14 protein-coding genes are annotated in these 21399 nt (G+C 73.6%); 6 read left to right on the forward strand and 8 right to left on the reverse strand.

Annotation, left to right across the window (positions count from 1 at the left end; genetic code table 11):
- The first annotated feature begins 24 nt into the window (after positions 1-24).
- Positions 25-1335, forward strand: a complete 1311-nt coding sequence (locus AB0D29_RS17000) for a helix-turn-helix domain-containing protein (protein ID WP_362854921.1) — start codon at positions 25-27, stop codon at positions 1333-1335.
- On the opposite strand, the gene AB0D29_RS17005 is transcribed toward AB0D29_RS17000, so the two are convergent.
- From AB0D29_RS17005 to AB0D29_RS17020, 4 genes are all read right to left on the reverse strand, one after another.
- On the reverse strand, positions 1253-3193 hold the full coding sequence (locus AB0D29_RS17005) for an APC family permease (protein ID WP_362854923.1): 1941 nt from the start codon (positions 3191-3193) through the stop codon (positions 1253-1255). The two genes, AB0D29_RS17000 and AB0D29_RS17005, sit on opposite strands and share 83 nt — an antisense overlap.
- 51 nt (positions 3194-3244) lie before the next feature.
- A complete protein-coding gene (locus tag AB0D29_RS17010; RefSeq protein WP_362854925.1) occupies positions 3245-4663 on the reverse strand; it encodes a helix-turn-helix domain-containing protein in 1419 nt (472 codons plus the stop codon).
- A 160-nt stretch (positions 4664-4823) separates the two neighbouring features.
- Positions 4824-5279, reverse strand: a complete 456-nt coding sequence (locus tag AB0D29_RS17015; protein ID WP_362854927.1) for a (2Fe-2S)-binding protein — start codon at positions 5277-5279, stop codon at positions 4824-4826.
- 58 nt (positions 5280-5337) lie between these two features.
- On the reverse strand, positions 5338-7620 hold the full coding sequence (locus tag AB0D29_RS17020) for a molybdopterin cofactor-binding domain-containing protein (protein WP_362854928.1): 2283 nt from the start codon (positions 7618-7620) through the stop codon (positions 5338-5340).
- 488 nt (positions 7621-8108) lie between these two features.
- Here AB0D29_RS17020 and AB0D29_RS17025 point away from each other — a divergent pair, with 488 nt between their 5' ends.
- Complete coding sequence (locus tag AB0D29_RS17025) at positions 8109-9530, forward strand: SpoIIE family protein phosphatase (RefSeq protein WP_362854930.1); 1422 nt, start codon at positions 8109-8111, stop codon at positions 9528-9530.
- 159 nt (positions 9531-9689) lie between these two features.
- Here the strand turns inward: AB0D29_RS17025 and AB0D29_RS17030 are convergent, their stop codons facing one another.
- Positions 9690-11177 carry a hypothetical protein gene (locus tag AB0D29_RS17030; RefSeq protein ID WP_362854932.1) on the reverse strand — a complete coding sequence of 496 codons (1488 nt, stop codon included), beginning with the start codon at positions 11175-11177 and terminating at the stop codon, positions 9690-9692.
- A 230-nt stretch (positions 11178-11407) separates the two neighbouring features.
- Here AB0D29_RS17030 and AB0D29_RS17035 point away from each other — a divergent pair, with 230 nt between their 5' ends.
- The 3 genes from AB0D29_RS17035 to kstD all read left to right on the forward strand — a co-directional run bounded on the left by AB0D29_RS17035 (position 11408) and on the right by kstD (position 15043).
- On the forward strand, positions 11408-12532 hold the full coding sequence (locus AB0D29_RS17035) for an aminoglycoside phosphotransferase family protein (protein WP_362854934.1): 1125 nt from the start codon (positions 11408-11410) through the stop codon (positions 12530-12532).
- Positions 12533-12733: 201 nt separating this feature from the next.
- Positions 12734-13126, forward strand: a complete 393-nt coding sequence (locus AB0D29_RS17040) for an MmcQ/YjbR family DNA-binding protein (RefSeq protein ID WP_362854935.1) — start codon at positions 12734-12736, stop codon at positions 13124-13126.
- A gap of 126 nt (positions 13127-13252) precedes the next feature.
- Positions 13253-15043 (forward strand): 3-oxosteroid 1-dehydrogenase, encoded by a 1791-nt coding sequence (gene kstD, locus AB0D29_RS17045; RefSeq protein WP_362854936.1) that lies wholly within the window; start codon positions 13253-13255, stop codon positions 15041-15043.
- Positions 15044-15071: 28 nt separating this feature from the next.
- Here the strand turns inward: kstD and AB0D29_RS17050 are convergent, their stop codons facing one another.
- Positions 15072-15572 (reverse strand): hypothetical protein, encoded by a 501-nt coding sequence (locus tag AB0D29_RS17050; RefSeq protein ID WP_030714404.1) that lies wholly within the window; start codon positions 15570-15572, stop codon positions 15072-15074.
- Between the two features lie 87 nt (positions 15573-15659).
- On the reverse strand, positions 15660-16442 hold the full coding sequence (locus AB0D29_RS17055; protein WP_362854938.1) for a maleylpyruvate isomerase family mycothiol-dependent enzyme: 783 nt from the start codon (positions 16440-16442) through the stop codon (positions 15660-15662).
- A gap of 185 nt (positions 16443-16627) precedes the next feature.
- Between AB0D29_RS17055 and AB0D29_RS17060 the strand changes: the two genes are divergently transcribed.
- On the forward strand, positions 16628-18268 hold the full coding sequence (locus AB0D29_RS17060) for a hypothetical protein (protein ID WP_362854940.1): 1641 nt from the start codon (positions 16628-16630) through the stop codon (positions 18266-18268).
- A 16-nt stretch (positions 18269-18284) separates the two neighbouring features.
- Here AB0D29_RS17060 and AB0D29_RS17065 read toward each other — a convergent pair whose 3' ends face one another.
- Positions 18285-21206, reverse strand: a complete 2922-nt coding sequence (locus tag AB0D29_RS17065) for an AAA family ATPase (RefSeq protein WP_362854941.1) — start codon at positions 21204-21206, stop codon at positions 18285-18287.
- Positions 21207-21399: the final 193 nt, after the last annotated feature.

The following is a 21399-nucleotide window of genomic DNA, read 5'->3' on the forward strand; positions in this document are numbered from 1 at the left end:
CTCCCCCGTGTCAGGCTGCCCGTCATGGAGCGGATCATCGAGGAGATACGCGAGGACCTGTCCCGCCGGCTCGCCGTCGCGGCGGACCGGCTCGCCGACCGGACGCTGACCGAGGATCCCGCCTACGCCGCCCTGCTCGGCCGGGCCGAGCTGCGCGAGCGGATCCACCACCACCTGCGCCAGGCCGTCGAGGGCCTGGTGCGCAGCTCGCGGGGGCTGCCCGTCGAGCTCGCCGACGCCCGGGCCACCGGCGCGCTGCGGGCCGAACAGGGGCTGCCCCTCGCCTCCTTGCTGCGCACCTACCGCCGTGGCGGCCGGCTGCTCTGGCAGACCCTCACCGAGGCCGTGGCCGCGCACGACCGGGCGGCGCTGCCCCGGCTGCTGCCCGGTGCGCCCGCGTTATGGGACGTCCTGGACCAGCTGACGGACGCCCTCACCGAGTCGTACCACCGCACCGAGGCCGTCCGCGCCGACCGCGAGAGGGAGCGCCGGGCGGCCCTGCTGGACGTCCTGCTCGACGGGGCGGCGGCCGACGCGGGGCCGACGGCCGCGGAGGCCGCGGCGCGGCTGGGCCTGCCGGAGCGGGGCCGCTTCGCGGTGGTCGTGGTGGGATCCGGCGGCGAGGGCCTGTCCGCCGGCCCGGCCGCCGCCAAGGGCGGGGCCACCGCTCCGCGCGTGCTGTGGCGGATCCGCGGCGACGGGGAGATCGGCCTGGTGGAGCTGGGCCACCATCCACTGGAGTCCGTACGGGAGCTGCTCGCTCCGCTCGGGCTGCGCGCCGGGGTCAGCCCCGTCGTCGGGGCGGCGGCCGAGCTGGCCGGGGCGCACCGGCTGGCGGTCCTGGCGCTGCGCACGGCTCCCGAGTCCGGCGGTCCGCGCACGGCGCTGCTGGACGAACGGCTGCCGGCCGCGCTGGTCGCCGGCCAGGCCGAACTCGCGGGCCGGCTGCGGCAGGTGGTGCTGGGCCCGGTGCTCGCGCTGCCCGCCGAGGACCGGCGGACCCTGCTGACCACCCTCGGGACCTGGCTCGCCTGTCAGGGCTCGACCACGTACGCCGCGCAGCGGCTGTACTGCCACCGCAACACCGTCTCCAACCGGCTGCGCCGCCTGGAGCAGCTCACCGGCCGCTCGCTCACCGACCCGCGGCACGTGGTGGAACTGGCGCTGGCGCACGCGGCGGTGGTCCAGCACTCCGCGGCCCCGCACGCGGCGGGCCGGCCCGCCGCGGTCCGGCAAGGGGCCGGGGAGGCGCCTACCCCTCCTGCCCCGCGGGCCGGGCGGACTTCGCCGACTCCAGCAGGTACGGGACGTCGATCACCGCGACGCCGGGCGTGAACAGCAGCCGCGCCTTCAGCCGCAGGGCGTTCTGGTTGTGCAGCGGCTGTTCCCACCAGTGCCCCACGACGAACTCCGGGATCACCACCGACAGCACGTCCGTGGCGGCGTCCGCGGCCAGTTCCTGGACGTGCGTCATGATCGGGCCGACCACCTCGCGGTAGGGCGAGTGCAGGATCTTCAGGGGGAGCCCCGGATCGTGCACGGCCCAGGCCTCCCGCAGCAGGGCCGCCTCCCCCTCGTCCGCGGCGACGGTGACCGCCGTCAGGGTGTCGGGGCGCAGCCCCTGCGCGTAGCCGATGGCCTTGAGCGTCGGGGCCTGCACGGCGGCGACCAGCACGAGGACGTGGTGGCGGGCCGGTTTGCGCGGTTTGGCGTGGGGGGCCACGGCGACCTGCCGGGCGACCCTGTCGTAGTGGCGGCGTACGCCCTTCATGCCGAGGAAGAGCAGCGGCATGGCGATGACGACGAGCCATGCCCCGTGCGTGAACTTGGTGAGCAGGACGATGACCAGGACCAGCGCGGTCAGGGAGGCGCCGACCGCGTTGATGGCGCGCCTGCGGTGGATGTGGACGCGCTCCTCGCGCGGGGTGGCGGGTGAGGCGAGCTCCTTGCCCCAGTGCCGGACCATGCCGGCCTGGGAGAGGGTGAAGGAGACGAAGACGCCGATGATGTAGAGCTGGATGAGGCGGGTCAACTGGGCGTCGAAGGCGACGATGAGGGCGATCGCGGCGAGGGCGAGGAGTACGACGCCGTTGGAGTAGACGAGCCGGTCGCCGCGGTTGGAGAGCTGGCGGGGCGCGTACCGGTCCCTGGCCAGGATCGAGGCGAGCATCGGGAAGCCGTTGAAGGCGGTGTTCGCCGCGAGGATCAGCACGCCGGCGGTGACGGCCTGGAGCAGGTAGAAGAGGAAGTGCCAGCTGCCGAAGGTGGCGCGGCCGATCTGGGCGAGGGCGGTGGAGGTAGCGGTGCCGGGCGGCAGGCCCAGCTCGGTGGGGTCGGCCGCGACGTGCACCTGGTACGACATGGCCAGGGCCGTGATGCCCATGAACATCGTGGCCGAGAGCGCGCCCATGGCGGCGAGCGTGGTCGCCGCGTTCCTGGCCTTGGGCTTGCGGAAGGCGGGTACGCCGTTGCTGATCGCCTCGACGCCGGTGAGGGCGGTGCAGCCGGAGGCGAAGGCGCGCATCGCGAGGAAGACCAGGGCGATTCCGGTGTAGGTGCCTTCCGCGATGATCGGCAGGTGGGCGGACTCGGCGCGGATGGTCTCGCCGGTCCCGAGGCGTACGGCGGCCACGGCGAACATGAGGTAGATGACGAGGACGAAACCGTAGGTGGGGATGGCGAAGATCCGGCCCGACTCCCGTACGCCGCGCAGGTTCATCAGGGTGAGCAGCACCACGAAGGCGACCGACAGGGCCACTTCGTGGTCGTTCAGCGAGGGAATGGCGGAGGTGATGGCGGAGACGCCGGAGACGACGGAGACCGCGACGGTCATCACGTAGTCGACGAGCAGGGCGCTCGCGGCGGTGAGCGCGGCGGTCTGGCCGAGGTTCTCCGCGCTGACCACGTACGCGCCGCCCCCGCCGGGGTAGGCGTGGCAGGTCTGCCGGTAGGAGGCGACGACCACCAGGAGCAGGAAGACGATGGCGGCGGCCGCGTACCAGGTGAGGTGGAGCAGTGCGACGCCGCCGAGGGCCAGGATCAGCAGGATCTCCTCGGTGGCGTAGGCCACGGAGGAGAGCGGGTCGCTGCAGAAGATCGGCAGGGCGAGCCGTTTGGGCAGCAGGGTCTCGCCCAGGCGCGCGGTGTCGAGCGGTTCACCGACCAGCACGCGTTTCGCATTGATTCGCCTCATTGGGGCATGATCGTCGATCCTTTTCGCCGGTCATCCCTTTTGCGGCTTGTGTCACCCTGCGAGCTCCTCCGCCCGGTGAGCCAGCCACAGGTCGTGCCGGGCGCTCGGGGACTGGAGCAGGGAGCGCTCCAGCAGCACCTCGATACGGGACAGCCGCTTGCGGGCGCCCGGGACGGAGACGCCCAGCGCCGCGGCCGCCGCCGCGAGTTGCGCGTCGTGCGCCAGCCAGGTGCGGACCGTGGCCCGGGCGCCCGACGGGGCGTCCGGGCCGCTCAGCGCGCTCAGCTGGGCGCGGGCCCAGGCGGTCACGCGCGGATCGCGCAGCACCGCGTCGAGACCGGGGGCGGCCGCGGCGGCCGCCGCCTTCCCCCGCCACGCCCCCGGGGTCAGCCGCAGCGCCAGCGAGAGCGCCGCCTGGTCCCCGAGGCGCGCGAGGTCCAGCCCGAGCAGCGCCTCGACCAGCCGGAGCCTGGCGGCGAGGGTGTTGCGGTGGATCTTCAGCAGCCGCGTGGCGTGCGAGGCGAAGTTCAGCCAGGCGTGGGCGGTGGCGCGCAGTTCCTGTCCGCCGGGGTCCTGGGGACGCCGGGGCTCGTACGCGTACAGGGGCGCGAGCAGGGCCTCGGCCCAGCCGGCCCCGGCCTCGTGCGCGGCGAGCACCAGCTCGGGGCCGGGCCCGAAGCGGGCGTGCCGCTCGCCCCGCTCCCGGGCCACGGCCAGGGCGTGGAAGGCCTGGTGGTAGGCGGCCGGGGCCTCGCGCAGGCGCAGCTCCCCGCTGACCCCGACCGTGCAGTCCGGGGCCACCGCCACCAGAGCCTCGGCGAGGGGGTCGTGGCCGGCGGACACCGCCGCCGGGCCGGCCGGGACCAGCACGATGAGGTGGCGCACGTAGACCGGGCAGCGCACGATCCAGGCCCGGCCGTCCGTCAGCTCCTCGCACAGCCGCGCCACTTCGGCGCGCCGGCCGCTGCGGCATTCGACGACGTACATCCGCATCGGCTCGGGCAGCGCGGGCCCCAGCGCCTCGGCGATCTGGTGGGCGGTGGAGAGCCGCCCGTTCATCAGCAGGTGCAGCACGGCCTCGCGGGCCCGCGACTCGGCGCGCGCGGCCCGCTCCTCCCGCCGCGCGGCCTCCTCGGCGCGCAGGACGAGCGCCAGCGGTGCGGCGGCGTCCGCGAGCAGGGTGGCGGCGTCGGGGTGGTGCGGCTGTGCGAGTACGGCGGCCAGCGCGCGCCCGCCGTCCAGCGCGTACAGCAGCGTGGCGGAGCCGGGGGCGTGCAGGACGGCCGACCGTACGCCGCGGGCGCTCAGCTCGGCGGCGCCCCGCACGGCGGTCTCCGGTCCCGGGCCCCGCCCGGCGTCCACGCCCCCGGTCCATCCGCCGAGGCGGGCGGAGAGCCACTCCAGCAGCGCGGCCGATCCTCCGGCGTGGGCGAGCCGGTGCAGCTTGAGAACGTCCTCGGACCGGGGCACGCGCGCATTCAACCACCCACCGCTCACTGTGCGCTGTGATACCCGTCTCGCCCGGTCACTGGGCACGGCGAACCCTGCCAACGGCCGCCGGGCCGCGTAGGTTTGGCCAGGAGCGGCCGGGTCCCGGCATCCACGGGGGAAGACCGGGGTCCGCCGCCGCTCACATCTTGGCGGCCGCGCTGCGGATGGCCTCGCGGATGCGGAAGTACGTGCCGCAGCGGCAGATGTTGGCGATGGCGTCGATGTCCTCGTCCGTGGGCTCGCTCGTGCGCCGGAGCAGGGCGACGGCGGCCATGATCTGGCCGGGCTGACAGAAGCCGCACTGGGCGACGTCCTGTTCGAGCCAGGCCTCCTGGACCGGGTGCAGGTCGTCCCCGTTCGCCAGCCCCTCGATGGTGGTCACGGACTTGCCCGCGCACGCGGAGACGGGCACCACGCACGGGCGGACGTCGGCGCCGTCGAGGTGGCTCGTGCAGGCCTTGCAGACGTCCACCCCGCAGCCGTACTTGGGGCCGCGGACTCCCAGCATGTCGCGGAGCACCCACAGCAGGGGCAGATCGTCGGGCGCGTCCACGGTGACGCTCTGCCCGTTGACGGTGAAGGTGTGCGAGGGCACGGCGTACTCCTGGATCCGGGACCGGCGAGGGGGGTGAGGGAGTGGCGGGGGAAGCGGGCTAGCGGGGGTAGGGGGTGAAGTCGACGTCGAAGTCGAGGGGGAAGCTGCGCGGCTTGGAACCGGTGGCCCGGGCCCAGGCGTTGGCGATCGCGCCGACGGCGGCGGGCACGCCGAGCTCGCCCGCGCCGCCCGGCTCCTCACCGGTCGCCGGCAGCACGAAGACCCGTACGTCGCGCGGGGTGTCCCGCTGCTGCGCCCAGTGGAACTGGCTGTAACTGCCTTCCAGCGGCAGCCCCTTGTCCAGGTGCAGGCCCGCGCGCAGGGTGGTGGAGATGGCGTCGGTGAGACCGCCGATCATCTGGGCCTCCAGCCCGCGCGGGTTGACCGGCAGGCCCACGTCCACGGCGATGACCGCCTTGGTGACGCGGACGTGGTCCGGGTCCCGGGTGTCGATCTCGACGAGGCACGCGGTGCGGGACTTGTACTCCTCGTGGAAGGCGATGCCCTGCGCGCGGCCCGCCTCCATCGGCCGCCCCCACTCCCCTTCCGTGGCCACCTTGTCGAGTACGGCTCGCTGGGCGTCGGTCTTCAGGAAGGTGCGGCGGAAGCGGTAGGGGTCCCGGCCCGTGCGCGCGGCGAGTTCGTCGACCACGATCTCCTCGGCGCCGCGCGTGTTGGCGGAGTACACCGAGCGCCAGGATCCGGTGGGGATGCCGGTCGGCACCTCGGTGAGCGCCTGGGTGGTGAGCCCGAAGTGGTACGGGGACTTCACCGTGGTCAGGAACAGGGTCTGGGCGAGGGTGGCGTTGCCGATCCCCAGCGGCAGGCTCGCCGCGGTGGCGGTGATGATCTCGCCGAGGCCGTGCCGGAAGTCGGTCTCGGCGGCGGCGACCCGGTGCTCGAAGCTGAGGACCTCGCCCAGCAGGTGGGTGGCCCGGATCTTGTGGTGGGTGGCGGGGCGCATCCGGCCGTGCCGGGTGTCGTCCACGCGGGTCCACATCAGCCTGACCGGGCGGCGGCAGGCCTTGGAGATGCGGGCGGCCTCCAGGGCCGCGTCGAAGAAGAGCCGCCGGCCGAACGAGCCGCCGGCCTGGACCACGTGCACCTTCACCTTGTCCAGGGGCAGGCCGAGGTCGGCGGCGATGCTCTCGCGGGCCACGATCGGGGACTTGAGGCCGGACCAGATCTCGGCGCGGTCGTCGCGGACGTCGGCGACGGCGGAGTTGGTCTCCATCGGGGCGTGGCTGACGAAGGCGAAGTCGAACTCGGCGTCCACGTACGGGGTCAGGAGCGGCGGCACCAGCAGCGGCGGGGTGGCGGCGCGCAGCTTGGCGCGGATCTGGGTGTCGGACAGCTGGTCGGCGGGGCCGGGCCCCCAGGTGACCTGGAGGGCCGACTTGGCGGTGATCGCCTGCCCGAAGGTCTCGGCGACGACGGCGACCCCGGTGGGGACGGTCACCACGTGCAGGACGCCGGGCATGGCCCGGACGGCGGCGAGGTTGGTGACGGTGCGGACGGTGCCGCCGAGGGTGGGCGGGCGGCGCACCACGCAGGGCTTGGCGCCGGGCACGTCGAGGTCGAGGGTGTACTGCTGGGCGCCGGTGACCATGGCGCGGGCGTCGACGCGGCTGGTGGGCCTGCCCACGAGCGTGTGCTTCGCCGTCTTCTTGGGGGCGGCGCCGAGGACGATCAAGCCGGGGTCGGCGGCGGCCGCGGCGAGGGAACCGTAGTCGGCGGTACGGCCGTCGGAGGCGCGGACGGCGCCGTTCGCCGTGGTCAGTGACGCCGCGGAGAGGCCCCAGCGGCGGGCGGCGGCCGCGACGAGACGGGCCCGGGCGGTGGCGGCGCACTGGCGGACGGGCCCGTAGAGGGAGCGGATCGAGTTGGAGGATCCGGTGAGCTGGTTGAAGAGCAGCTCGGGCCGCGCGTCGTCCAACTCCACGCGTACGTCGGCCAGGGGCGCGTCGAGTTCCTCCGCGACCAGCATGGCGACCGCGGTGGTGAGGCCCTGGCCGACCTCCTCGCGCGGCAGCCGGAAGCGGATGGTGCCGTCCGCCTCCACGGCGAGCGCCAGCAGGGCGGAGGTGGGCGCCCCGGCCAGGATGAACAGGTCGCCGAGGTCGATCACGTCGGCGATGGCGGGCAGCGACGGCACCACGGCGTGGGCGGGCTGCGGGGCGAGCGCGTCGGCGCCGGCGCGGGTGACGAGGGCGAGGGTCGGCGCGGCCACCAGGTAGGTGAGGAAGGACCGGCGGCTCTGCCCGGCGGGACGGTTCTGCCCGGCGGTGTCGTCCTGACGCGTGGCGCGGTCCTGCCCGGCGGCGTGGTCGTACCCGCTCATGTTCGTTGTGTCCCCACGCTGTGCGGGCCCGCCCGCGCGGACCTCCCCCGGTTCATTACCGGCACGTAGGGTAGCGACCCGCCGGTGCGGTGGGAAGCCTGGGCTCCGCATCGACTCGCGGCAGGGGGTCCTCCGTTCGGGGGTATCCCGGTGAGGCTCGTTGATCCGGGCCCGGTACGAGTACGGCGGTCGGCCGGGCTCGCACACCTCGGCCGTACGATCGAGCGGCGGCCGGCGGAGGGCCGGTTTCCGGCCGCCGCCGCCACCCCGCTCCGGCCCCCACCGGCAGGTGCCGGTCCCGCCCCGCCGAAGGGCACTGACCGGATTCGTTCGCACACGAAACAGCCGCCGGAAGGCCTATGACATATGCCGGAAGCAAGAACGTTGCGGATGTTGCCAAACGCCTTACACACCGTCGCGCCCTGTGCAACAGTCGTTACCGGTCCTTCCTTCAGACTTGGCCGTGCCGCGCCTGTATCGGAGTTCTCATGCCGTCCCACCTGTTCGCGGACCGTTCCGCGCAGCCGCCAGAGCCGGGGTCGGTGGACGCGCTGATCTCTCAGACCCGGCGGCTGCGGGGAGAAGTGGACGCGGTCCGCCGCGACACCGTCGTGGACGACGACGACGCCCAGGGCCGCTGGCAGCGCGCACTGTGCGATCTCGCCGTCCACCACCTCGACGACCTCCGCGAGCACCTCGGCCAGCTCAAAGAGGGCCTGCCGCCGGTGCCCGAGACCATCGAGCTCCCCCAGGCGGCGCCCGAGGTCGGACCCGAGGCCCAGACCCGCGTCGGCAGCGCCGAGTGGAACCTGCTGACGGACGAAGTCAGCTGGTCCGACGAGCTGTTCCAGATCTTCGGACGCTCGCCCGAAGCCGGTGCGCCCCCCCTCGACGAACTGGGCTCCACCCTGTTCTCCGAGGACCAGCCGCTGCTCACCGCGTGGGTCACCGCCTGCCTGGTGGACGGCAAACCGATCGACGGCGAGTTCCGCATCGTCCGGGCCGACGGCCGCGTCCGGACGCTGCACATGAGGGGCGAGCCGGTACTCGACTCCGACGGCTGCACGGCCTCCATGTGGGCCGTGCTCCGGGACGTGAGTGAACTGCGCCGGAGCCAGCGTGCGGTGCGCGAGTCCCGTGACTCGCTGCAGCGCCAGCGGGAGATCGCGCAGACCGAGCACCGGCTGGCGGTCGAGCTGCAGGAAGCCGTGCTCCCCCCGTGGCGCGGCTCCCTGCGGTTCCCGCACAGCAGCGCGGGCACGCTGGACGTGGCCGCCCACTACCTGCCGTCGGCGACCAGCGCGCTGATCGGCGGCGACTGGTACGACGCGCTCGAACTCCCCGACGGACGACCGATGCTGACGGTCGGTGACCTGACCGGGCACGGGGTGACCGCCACCTCCGGGATGGCGATGATGCTGGGCGCCCTGCGCGGGATGGCCATGGCGGGGATCGACCCCGGACCGCTGATGGGCTGGCTCAACCAGCTCCTGGAGACCTCCGTGCAGCCGGCGCTCGGCTCGGCCGTGTGCTGCCGCTACGACCCCGCGCGCCGGGTGCTGTCCTGGGCGCAGGCGGGCCACCCGGCACCGTTGCTGTTCCGCCGCGGGTCGGGCCGGTCCCTGCTGCCGCCGGAGGGCGTCCTGCTGGGCGCGACCTCCGGAGCCTCGTACGGGCAGGCCGAGGAACGGCTCGAAGTCGGCGACCTGTTGGTGCTGCACACGGACGGACTGACCCCGCGCAGCATCGAGTTCAGCCGGGCCGACGGCACCGAGCGGCTCCTGGCGCTCGCGCCGCGGTTCTCGGCGGCGCGGTCGGCGCAGGACTGCGTACGGCTCGTCATCGAGGAGTTCGGCGAGAGCGAGCGGGAGGACGACGCCTGCGTGCTCGTGGCCCGGGTGGGCGGGTAACGGGCGCGAACCGTACGGGCTTCAGGGCCCACGGGTTCGCCCACGGGTCAGCCGACGGATTCAGGGGCCGCGCCGGAAGGCGCGGCCTTTCTCGTCTCCGTACACGTACACGGTGTGGGGGCACTCGGGGCACTCGGGCGGACGGGGGCCGGCGTGGGACTACACCCCCGTGGCGCGCGGCGCCGGGCTGTCCGGGAGGGCCAGCTTGATCTCCTGGCGCAGGTCCTCGATGCGCGCATAGCCGGAGTACTGGGCGGTGAGCCGGTACATCTCGCGCAGCCGGTCCCAGGTCCGGTGCGAGGAGGTCTCGTTCATCGAGACCAGGGCGAGGCGCGCGTAGCGGTCGGCCTGTTCCGGCTCGTCGGCGATGAAGCAGGCCGAGGCCATGGAGATGTAGTCGAAGATCTGCGAGCGCTGGTAGCCCTCGCCGCGCAGCCGCAGGGCCTCGCGGGCGTGGCGCGCGGCGATCGGAGCCGCCGAGGCGTCGTGGTCGGCGAGGGTGCGGTAGGCGAGGGCCTGCATGCCGTGCAGGTCGGCCTCGTCGAAGTGCTGCATCCAGCTCGGCGGCGGTACGTCGCCCTTGTCGGAGACGAACAGCTCCTCCGCCTCGCCCAGGGTGCGGCGCATCGCCTGGCCCTTGCCCATGGCGGCCTGCGCCCAGGCCTCGATGGTGTGCAGCATGGCGCGGGTGCGCGGCAGGGTCTGCTCTCCCGAACCCGACTGGGCGAGCTTCATCAGGTCCAGGGCCTCGTTCGGCTTGCCCAGGTGGACCATCTGACGGGCGGCGCGGGACAGCGCCTCGCCGGCGCGCGGCCGGTCGCCCCCTTCGCGGGCCGCGTGCGCCGCGATGACGAAGTACTTCTGCGCCGTGGGCTCCAGGCCCACGTCGTGGGACATCCAGCCCGCGAGCACCGCCAGGTTGGCCGCCACCCCCCAGAGCCGCCGCTGGAGGTGGTCGGGGTGGTGGTAGGCGAGCATCCCGCCCACCTCGTTGAGCTGGCCGACGACGGCCTTGCGCTGGAGTCCACCGCCTCTGGAGGCGTCCCAGGCGCGGAACACCTCGACGGAGCGCTCCAGGGCCTCGATCTCCTGGGAGCCGATGGGGGCCGCCTCGTAGCGGTCGTATCCCGCGGGATCGACCTGGAAGGCCTCCCCGAAGTGCCGCGCCTCCTTCGCGCGGGCGGGGTCGGTGTGCAGCCAGTCGTACATGGCGTTGCTGAGGGCGGAGCCGGCGGTGAGCACGGCGCCCGCGCCCATCAGACCGCGACGGTTGAGCATGAGGTCCATTCCCGTGAATTCGGTGAGGACCGCGGCTGTGCGTTCGGGCGCCCACGGCATCCCGTCGGGGTTCTCACGAGCCCCTTCCGGCTGCCGTCTGGAGGTGCGCCGCTGCCGTACGAACCCGAGGTCCTCGATGGTCACGACACGACCGAGCCGCTCGGTGAACAGTGCTGCCAGTACCGTGGGCACCGGTTCGCGCGGGGTCTCCCCCATGTCGATCCAGCGCCGCACCCGCGAGGTGTCGGTGGCCAGCTGGGGGTGGCCCATGGCCGCCGCCTGCCGATTGACCATCCTCGCCAGTTCGCCCTTCGACCAGCCGGCCAGGCCGAACAGGTCGTTCAAGCGGGTGTTTGGACCTTTGCTCACGTCAAGCCCCCAGGTTCTCGGCTGAGTTGACAGTAGCCCCCCGTCAGATGCCCAGCGACTATTCGCCAGGCTTCGCCAGGGCACGCCCGATGGTTCGCCACCTTGCGCCGGGTGTCAGGTAGGAATGCGCCTCCCCGCCCCGGTCACCGGTGGAACTCCCCAGGGTGAAGCACGGGATCCGGCGGGGCGGCGTACGCAACTCGTCGGCGCACGAAGGGATCCGTATCACCATGTACGCAGCAACGTCCTCCGTGTCCGCACCGGTCCGGCCGCACCGCACGCTCCCGGCGGGCGGCGGCCCCTACCTCGAACCCGGCCGCCCGTCGGCACCGGTGCAGGGCACCGTCCGGGCGCGGCGCATGCCGGGTACCGGCTCACAGCCCGTCAGCGGCAGAATCGATCTCTCGGGGCCGCAGGGGGCGCAACTGCGCACCGCACTCGCCTCGGTGCAGAGGATCTGTCCGGAGTTCGCGCCGGTGCAGGTGCTGCGGCGCAGCGGCCGCTCGGTCCTCCTGGTCGGCACCACAGGGCGGATGACCGCCGTCGCGAAGGTTTTACTGGACCACTCGCCGGAGTGGCGCGAGCGCTACCGGCACGAAATAGCGGCATACCGGACGTTCGTCCGGCACCGCCCGCCGGTCCGGGTGCCGCGGCTGATCGCCGCCGACCCCGAGAACTGCACGCTGGTGGTGGAGCGGATGGCGGGCCGGGTCGCGGCCCTGCAGCGGCACCCGGTGGAGCCGCCGCCGCGGGTGGACCTGCGGGCGGCCCTGGGCGCGGTGTGCCGGGTCAACCAGTGGCGGCCGCCGGCCGAGCTGTTCGGCACCCCGATGAACTACGCGCGGCGGATCGCCCGCGACTACGAGTTGGGGCTGCTGACCGACCGGGACCTCGGCGACCTGCAGAAGCTGTTGCACGGCGTGAAGCTGTCGGGCACGGCGCTGCAGTTCAACCACGGTGACGCGCTGCTGTCGAACCTGCTGCTGTCCCCGGCCGGTCCGGTGCTGCTCGACTGGGAGCACGCGGGCTGGTACCTGCCGGGGTACGACCTGGCCACGCTGTGGACGGTCCTGGGCGACGCCCCGGCCGCCCGCGCCCAGATCAGCCGGCTCGCGCAGTCGGCGGGTCCGGCCGCGCGGGACGCCTTCCTGGTCAATCTGATGCTGGTGCTGACCCGGGAGATCCGGATGTCCGAGACGGCGGTGCAGCGCTCGATGCTGGCGACCGCCCCGACCCAGCCGCTGCCGGCGGGCTCCCTCTCCTCGGGTGAGGAGCAGCGGCTGCTGCTCCGCCGCCTGCACGACGACGCCGGGATGGCGCGCCGAGCGGTCCGCGCGGCGGTCGGCACGCGCTGATCCGCCCGATGGGCCGGACGGCCCGGGCGCCCCATGTACGCGAAGTCCCGTGGCCCCCACCGCCACGGGACTTCGCTCGTTCGCGGGTGCGCAGACGCCCGGGGAAGGCGCGGGCGGCTCTCCCGGCCGCGCGGTGCGGTCGCGCCCCGGATGTCCCGTCGGGCTCCGTTAGCGTGGGGAGACCATCGACGGGAGGCGCTGATGAAGTCCGGAGTGCGCAAGTGGGAGGCGGTGCGGGAGTTCGCCCTCGGCCTTCCGGAGGCCGTGGAGGATCATCCGTGGGGTCCTGAGGACTGCGTGGTGAAGGTGAACAAGAAGATCTTCGTCTTCCTGGGCAACACCGACGGGCCGGGGCAGCCGGGCCTGTCCGTCAAGCTCAAGGACGAGGCACTGCACGGGCACGCGATGGCGGCGCCGGGAGCGGAGCCCACCGGATACGGTCTGGGCCGCTCCGGCTGGGTGTCCGTCCCGCTGGCGGAGAAGGGGGCGCCCTCCGCGCAGGTGCTGTGCGAGTGGGTGGAGGAGAGCTACCGCACCGTGGCCCTGAAGCGGCACGTGAGGGAACTGGACGCCCGGATGCAGGGGGAGGGTTGAGGTGTCGGTCTTGTGCTCGGACGCCGGATGACTTGACATCACATGATCCCCCGAAGACCTTTTCTGACTCAGCATCAGACGTGCTGGAGCCGATCCCCGTCTTCCCCACACCGCTGGAGCCTGCCCATGTCCGCAAGCGCTTCACGCACCTCCCCCGAGACCCTCCCGTCGAGACGTACGGTCCTCGCCGGTACGGGTGCCGGGGTGCTCGCCGCCACCGTCCTGCCCTCCGCCGCGGCGCGGGCCGCCGCCCAGGACGGCCCCCCGCTCGGCGAGTTCGACGTCGTCGTGGTCGGGTCCGGGGCCGCCGGGATGACCGCCGCACTCACCGCCGCCAAGCGGGGGCTGAGCGTGCTGGTCGTCGAGAAGGCGCCCACCTTCGGCGGTTCGGCCGCCCGTTCCGGGGCCGGGATCTGGCTGCCGAACAACTCCGTGATCCTGGGCGCCGGGGTGCCGGACACGCCGCAGAAGGCGGCGACGTACCTCGCGGCCGTGGTCGGGCCGGAGGTGCCGGCCGACCGCCAGGCCGCCTTCCTCTCCAACGGTCCGCGGATGCTGGACTTCGTGATGGCCAACAGCCCGCTCAGGTTCCGGTTCATGGAGGGGTACAGCGATTACTACCCCGATCTGCCGGGCGGCCTCCCGAACGGCCGGTCCATCGAGCCGGACCAGCTCGACGGCAACATCCTCGGCGCCGAACTGGCCCGCCTGAACCCGGCGTACATGCCCGTCCCGGCCGGCATGGTGGTCTTCAGCCAGGACTACAAGTGGCTGAACCTGGCGGCGGTGAGCGCCAAGGGGCTCGCGGTGTCCACCGAGTGCCTGGCGCGCGGCACGAAGGCGGCGCTGCGCGGGGAGAAGCCGCTGACGATGGGCCAGTCGCTGGCGGCCGGGCTGCGCGCGGGGCTCCAGCGGGCCGGGGTCCCGGTGTGGCTGAACAGCCCGCTGGTCGACCTGGTCCAGGAGGGCGGCGCGGTCACCGGCGTGGTGGTGGAGAAGGAGGGCGTACGGGGGACCGTACGGGCCCGGCGCGGGGTGATCGTCGGCTCGGGCGGCTTCGAGCACAACGCGACGATGCGGGCGCAGTACCAGCAGCAGCCGATCGGCACGCAGTGGTCGGTGGGCGCGAAGGAGAACACCGGCGACGGGATCCGGGCGGGCAAGCGGGCCGGGGCGGCGCTGGCCCTGATGGAGGACGCGTGGTGGGGGCCGTCGATCCCGCTGCCCGGGGAGCCGTACTTCTGCCTCGCCGAACGGACCCTGCCGGGCGGGCTGATCGTGAACGCGAACGGGGCGCGGTTCGTCAACGAGGCGGCGCCGTACAGCGATGTGGTGCACGTGATGTACGAGAAGGACCGGGGCGCCACCGGTTCGCACATACCGGCGTGGCTGATCGTGGATCAGAACTACCGCAACAGGTACCTGTTCAAGGACATCCTGCCGACGCTCGCCTTCCCCGATGCCTGGTACCAGGCGGGCGCGGCGAAGAAGGCGTGGACGTGGGACGCGCTGGCCGGCCAGATCGGGGTTCCGGCGGGCGCGCTGCGGGCGACGCTGGGCCGGTTCAACGCGCAGGCGTGGAGCGGCAGCGACTCCGACTTCCACCGGGGCGACACGGCGTACGACCACTACTACACGGACCCGAACGTGCACCCGAACTCGTGCCTGGCGCCGATCTGGGCCCCGCCGTTCTACGCGTTCAAGATCGTGCCGGGGGACCTCGGGACCAAGGGCGGCATCGTGACGGACGCGCGGGCCCGGGCGCTGCGGCCGGACGGCTCGGTGATCCGGGGCCTGTACGCGGCGGGCAACGCGAGCGCGGCGGTGATGGGCCACAGCTACGCGGGGGCCGGGTCGACGATCGGGCCCGCGATGACGTTCGGCTACGTCGCGGCGAACGACATCGCGGACGCGTGACGTCCCGGGCTCAGCGCGAGCGAAAGACCTAGCCCTGCTGGAAGAGCTCGGCGGGGAGCGGCTTCAGGAGGGCGTAAAGGTCATCGGTGATCGGACGGTCCCAGCTGGCGATGGTCACCAGCACGTTGTCGCTGCGGTCGAACTGGACGCAGGAGATGCGGGACTCCGACAGCTTGATCTTCCGGACGATGAGGAGGTTGTCGCCCTGCATGACGGGGCAGTCCTCGACACCGGTGACCTCGACGTCCTCGTCGTTCTCCAGGGCGTCGAGGAGCTGGGCCACCTCGAAGGGGACCTCGCCGTCGGAGAGCTCCCGGGCCGGGGAACCCTCGGGGAGGTTTCCGATGATCATCGCGGGGCCGCGTCCGCCGAACAGGTCGTAGCGGAGGAAGACACCCTGGCAGCTGCCGTCGGGCGCGGGCAGCAGCCCGGCCCCGAGATTGCCCGGCCAGTCCCCCGGGTCCATGGCCAGGACGTCGAAGTCCGGGCCGGCGGGTGTGGCGGCGCGGTGGCGGCGGAGGAAGGACATGCCGCCATGGTACGTGGCCGCACGGGTTTTCCGGCCCGGGGGCCCTGATCCCGACGCCGCCCGGGCCGGGCGCGCCGGACCGGCCGGTCAGACCGGGGGAACCAGGGTGAACCAGTGCCGGAGCAGGGCGGCGTCACCACCCGTGACCCGCAGGGCGGTGGCGGGCAGCCGTCCCCAGAGGAAGAGGGCGAGGTCCGAGGCGGTCCCGGCGGCCTCGACGTCCGCCGGGACGGTCGGGCCGGGCTCGCGGGCGCGGCTGCACTCCAGCAGGACCTCGTCCGCCGCGAAGACGACCGTCCAGGTTTCCGGTCCGTCGGTACTCCGGAAGCGGTACCGCTCCCCCGTTCCGGCGGGGGCCGCCTTCCACGAACGGCGGGCCGGGGCCATCACCTCGCACGTCTGGGTGACGGCGTCCGCCGCGACGGCCGGGTCGAGCGGGCCGGGAGTCCCCGTCGCGGACTGCGCGTCCCAGCGGTGGACGGCCAGCTCGATCAGCTGCATCCGCAGCCAGAATCCCGAGGTCTGCTCGGCCGACCAGGTCCACACCGGGGTGTCCGGCCCCAGCTCCCGGAGCAGCTCCGCCAGCTCCCGGGCGCCCTGCGCGAACCACTCCGTCAGCTCCTCCGGGGCGGCCGGGACCTGCGGGAGGTCGAGGCCGCCGGGGTCCGGCGGGACCGCGAGCCGCTCCCGTAGGACGTGTGCCAGGTAGCGGTGCACGCCCCCCAGGTGGGCGACGAGGTCGGAGACCGTCCAGCCCGGGCACGAGGGGACCGTCGGCACCGGCTCGCCGAGGTCGAGGGCGCGGCGGACGGCCTTCTCGAATGCCGACGCCTCGTTCCGGAAGTGGGAGATGCGTTCACTGTGATCCATACGGTTGACCCTGCCCACGGGACGGCGGAGTCTCCCGCCTTGCGCTCCGGGCGAACCCCTCCGGCGCGACACGCCGGCCGGTACGTACGAGCCAATGCGATGGAAATCGGACGGCCATGTAATCTGATCATGACCATCTGAACAGGTTCAACAACACTGGGGGGCCGGTGTACCGTCACCGCGTCATGATCTCCGCCGCCGTCGTCGCGGCAGCCGTCGGTCTCGTCGTACCGAGCGCGGCCCACGCGGCCGAGCCGGCCGCGAGCCACACACAGGACGCGGGCAAGAAGCTCGCGGCAGCCGTGCAGGAGGCGACGAAGACCGCCACCTTCAGCAGCCCGCCCGAGCGGTCCGTCCGCACGGCTCCTGCCACCGCGTCGGCCGCCGAGGGCGCGCCGGCCGCGGCCGCCGACCACTACGTCGGTCTGGTCACCACCGGATCCGGTGCGCGCACCATGGACCTCTCCACCTGGGTCTCGAGCGAGAAGACCGAGGTGTTCCGGGTGGTCGTCGACTGGGGTGACGGTCACACGACCGACCCCGAGCACTCCCTCACGGACGAGTTCCTGCGCTTCAAGCACACGTACGCCAAGGTCGGTACCCACAAGATCACGGTCACGGCGACCGATCTGGGGACCAAGGAGGCCGTCACCAACAGCGTCGACATCGTCGTGGCGGGCTCCGACTTCACCCCGCACGCGCCCACCCGGCTGCTGGACACCCGGGACGGCACCGGAACCTCGTCGTCCCGGCCCGTCGCCCCGTACGGGACGACTCGGGTGAAGGTCGGCGGCAACAGCGGCATCCCCGAGGGGGTGACCGCCGTGGCCCTCAACATCACCGCGACCGGCGCCGCCGCCGACGGGCACGTCGCCGCCTACGCGTCCGGCACCGAGCAGCCGACCACGTCGAACGTCAACTTCACCGCGGGGCGGTCCGTCCCGAACCTGGCGATCGTGCCGGTCGGCGCGGACGGCTACGTCGAACTGGTCAACCGCAGCGCCGGCTCGGTGAACCTGATCGCGGACGTCACGGGTTACTTCGCCCGCTCCGCCTCCAGCGGCTACACCCCCATGGACCCGTTCCGTCTCGTCGACACCCGGGACGGCAAGGGCGCCGCCAAGGGCCAGGTCGCCGGGCAGGGCTCCTTCGGCGTCCAGGTCGCGGGCCAGGGCGAGCTGCCGGCCGCGGGCATCACGGCCGTCGCCCTCAACGTCACGATCACCGCCCCGAAGGACTCCGGCCACCTGACCGTCTTCCCGAGCGGGCAGCAGGCTCCGATCACCTCGAACGTGAACTTCACCGCCGGCCAGACGGTCGCCAACTCGGTGATCGTGCCGGTGGGCCCGGACGGCAAGATCAACATACGCAACGGCTCCTGGAGCCCGACCGATGTGATCGTGGACGTGACCGGCTACTACAGCGCCGACGGCAAGGCCGCCTACCTGCCGCTCGCGCCGGAGCGCCTGCACGACTCGCGGAAGTTCTTCTGGCCGGTCGACGGCCAGGACTACCGCTACCAGACGCTGTTCGAGCCCAGCGTCACCCTTGCGGGTGCGGTGATGAACGCCACCGTCACCAACACGGAGGGCAGCGGCCACCTCACGGTCGCCCCGGACCCGAACACCCGGGAGGCGTACGGCCAGAGCAAGGCGGTCCGGCCGACCCCGCCGAACTCCTCCAACCTGAACTGGACGAAGGGCGAGACCGTCTCGAACCTGGTCCAGGCGAGCGCCGGCAAGAACGACATCGTCGACTTCTGGAACCGGGGCTGGGAGCGCACCGACCTGATCATCGACCTGTTCGGCGTGTACGCCAAGAACTGACGCGTGCCCCGGAGGCCTACGGTGCGTAGGCCTTCAGGGCGGCCGGCAGGCCCGGGAGGTCGGTGCCGAGCTTGCGGCACGCCGCGGACAGGGCCCATTCCGGGCCCTGTCCGGGGCGGCCGGAGCCGTCCGGGACGGACGCGCCCGCCGCCCGCCGCGCCGCCCGGAGCTCCTCCTCCGCGAGCCCGTCCCGCGTGAGCCCGCCCTGCGCGGGCCCGTCCTCGCCGGCCTCCCCGGCCTCCCCGGCCTTCGCGGCCTTCGCGGCCTTCGCGTCCGGCCCGCACGGCAGGATGCCGCCCAGCCCGAGCAGGACGTCGCTCGCCCGGGCCACCAGCCCGTCGGCCCCGCATTCCCGGGCCGTCACCACCGCCCGTGCCAGCAGGTCCGCGTCCCGCAGCTCGGTGCCCAGCGCCGCCAGGGCGCGGGCCAGTTCATAGCCCGCCGGTGACCGCGCGAGCAGGGCGACCGCCTCTTCCAGCAGTCCGGCCCGGTCCTCCGGCGCCGCGACCTCGGCCGCCACCCGCAGGGCCTGGCCGATGCCCGAAGGGGCACCGAAGGCGCGGGCCCGCCGGACGGCATCGCCGGCCAGGGCACGCGCCCGGTCCGGATCGTCCGCGGCGAGGGCCCGGGCCAGGTGCAGCTGCCACGGGCACCACGCCGGGTTCTGGATGCCGCGCGGGGTCAACCGCTGGTCGACCTCCTCCAGTTCGGCGACGGCCGCCCGTACCTGGCCGCGGGCCAACAGCAGTTCGGCGTAGACGGTCTGGGAGTCGGGGAAGACCACGGCCGCCGGGAAGGGCCTGCCGTACTCGTGCTCCCGTGCCAGCTCCCAGGCCTCGTCGACCCGGCCCCGCGCGAGCAGCGTGGTGAGGAGGATGGCTATGGCGTACCAGTGCACGGGGGTGCGCCGGCCCACGCGTTCGGCCAGCCGCAGCCCGGCGCGTGCCAGCTCCTCGGCCTCGGCGAGCCGCCCGCGCCGGTAGCGGATGTAGGCGCGCAGGCTGTACGCGAAGGACAGGTGCGCCCCGCGCCAGCCCTGCCGCTCGAACTCGGCGGTGCCCGCCTCGAACAGCTCCTCCGCCCGTCCCGGCCGGTCGGCGTACATGTGGGCCATCGCGACCAGGACCGGGACCTCGAAGCCGCGGTCCTCGTGGGCCCAGCTGAAGGGCCGCTCCAGCACCCGTCCGGCGTGGTGCAGCACCACGTCCACCGGCTCTCCCCGCAGGCAGGCGTCCCAGGCCCGCAACGCGATGACGTACCGCTCGGTGAGGTCCCGGCCGGTCAGCCGGTCGGCGAGCCGGGCGAGGCGCCGCGAGCGGGCCGGGGAGTCGGTCTCGGCGGCGTTGAAGGCGTCCCACATGAACTGCTCCGACTGCAGGCGCAGTCGGGCGCGGACGTCCTGGGTGTTCGGGATCTCCCGCGCGAGGGATTCCGAGGCCTCGGCGAGGCGGTCGCTGTGGGCGAGCACCTGGGCCAGCCGGATGACGATGCCCTGGCGCAGCGCCGGGTCGTCGAAGGGCTCGGCGAGAGCGGCCCGCAGGTGGTTGACGGTGTTGGCGGGCTCGGTGAGCAGGGAGGCGCAGCCGAGTTCGTACAGCACGGCCGCGCGCTCGTCGAAGTCCGGGGGCTCGCGCAGCGCGCGGGCGAGCTGGCGGCGGGCGGCGTCGGGGGCGCCGGCGCGGAGGTTCTCGCCGGCGGCCTCGCGCAGGACGCGCACCACCCAGGGGTCGTTCTCGGGGTGGGTCTCCAGCAGGTGGCGGGCGGCGGCGGAGGAGCCGAGTCCGGCGTCGACGACGGCCGCGGCGGCCTTGCCGTGCAGGGCGACGCGGAGCGCGTCGGGGATGGCGCGGTAGATGCCGGTGGCGATGAGCGGGTGGACGAACTCCAGCCCCGCGTCGCGCTCGTCCGTCGCGGCGGACAGGATCCGCGCGTCGCGCAGCCGCCCGGTGGCGTCCACGGCCTCCTCGGTGCCGAGGGCGGCGACCCGGGCGGCGAGGTCCTGCGGGATCGCGGTGCCGAGGACGGCGCAGGCCCAGGCGAAGCGGACGGTGGAGGGGCCTAGGCGTTCGAGGCGGGCGGCGAGGCCGCTGCCGCGCTGGGCGGCGACGAGGTCGCTCAGCAGCGGGGCGTTCGCCTCGACCGGGGTCAGTCCCTTGTCGCGGACCTTGGCGGCGAGTTCGACGGCCTCGAAGGGATTGCCGGTGGTGACGGCCCAGGCCTCCTGGCAGAAGGCGTCGTCGGCGTGGTCGCCGAGCCATTCGCGGACGAGGGCGGCGACGGCGGCCGGGGTGAGCGGCGCGAGGGGCAGCGGGCGCTGTCCCGCCCGGCCGGGCAGCGTACGGAAAGCCGCCGCGTCCGCGGGCAGTTCGTCGGGCCGGTAGGCGACGACGAGGAGCAGCGGGAGGTGTTCGGCGCGCGGGGCGAAGGCGGCGAGCCAGCCGAGGGACTCGGGGTCGGCCCAGTGGGCGTCGTCGAGGACGAGGGTGACGGGGGCGCGCTTGACGACGAGGTGGGTGAGGACCCAGTCGAGTCCGTCGCGCAGGCCCTGGGGGTCGGGCGGGGCGCCCTGTTCGGGGGCGCACAGCCCGAGGGCCGGTCCGACGATGGAGTACCAGCCCCCGAGGGCCGCGCGCAGTTCCTGCTCGGAGGTGCCGGCCAGCTGGGGCTGGATCAGTTGGCGGGCGACGTGGAAGGGCTGGCTCTGCTCCTGCTCCCCGCCGCGGGCGGCGAGCACGGTGCAGGAGCGGGCGTGCGCGCGGCGGCGGAGTTCGGCGAGCAGGGTGGTCTTGCCGAGTCCGGCCGGGCCGGAGAAGGCGAGCAGCGCGCCGCCGGCGTCCGGCCCGGGACCGGTGAGCTGGTCCAGGGCCTCGTCGACGGTGGCGAGTTCGGCCTCGCGTTCGACCATCGTGCGCCGCATACGGGTCCGGCGGTCCGTCATGGCTGGTACCCCCCAGGCCTGTTCGGGAGCTCAGCGTACGCCCGCGCACACGGTGAGGTGCCCCACAGTGAGGAAAGAATCCGATCTTCTTTACAACCGACCTTCCGACGACCTTCCGACAACCTTGCACCGGCCTTCCAGTGGCCTTCCGGCGGCCTTCCGACTGACGTTCGGAGGTGCGCTCCGGGGTGGT

It is taken from the genome of Streptomyces sp. NPDC048424 (assembly GCF_040651555.1).
Classification (GTDB): Bacteria; Actinomycetota; Actinomycetes; order Streptomycetales; family Streptomycetaceae; genus Streptomyces.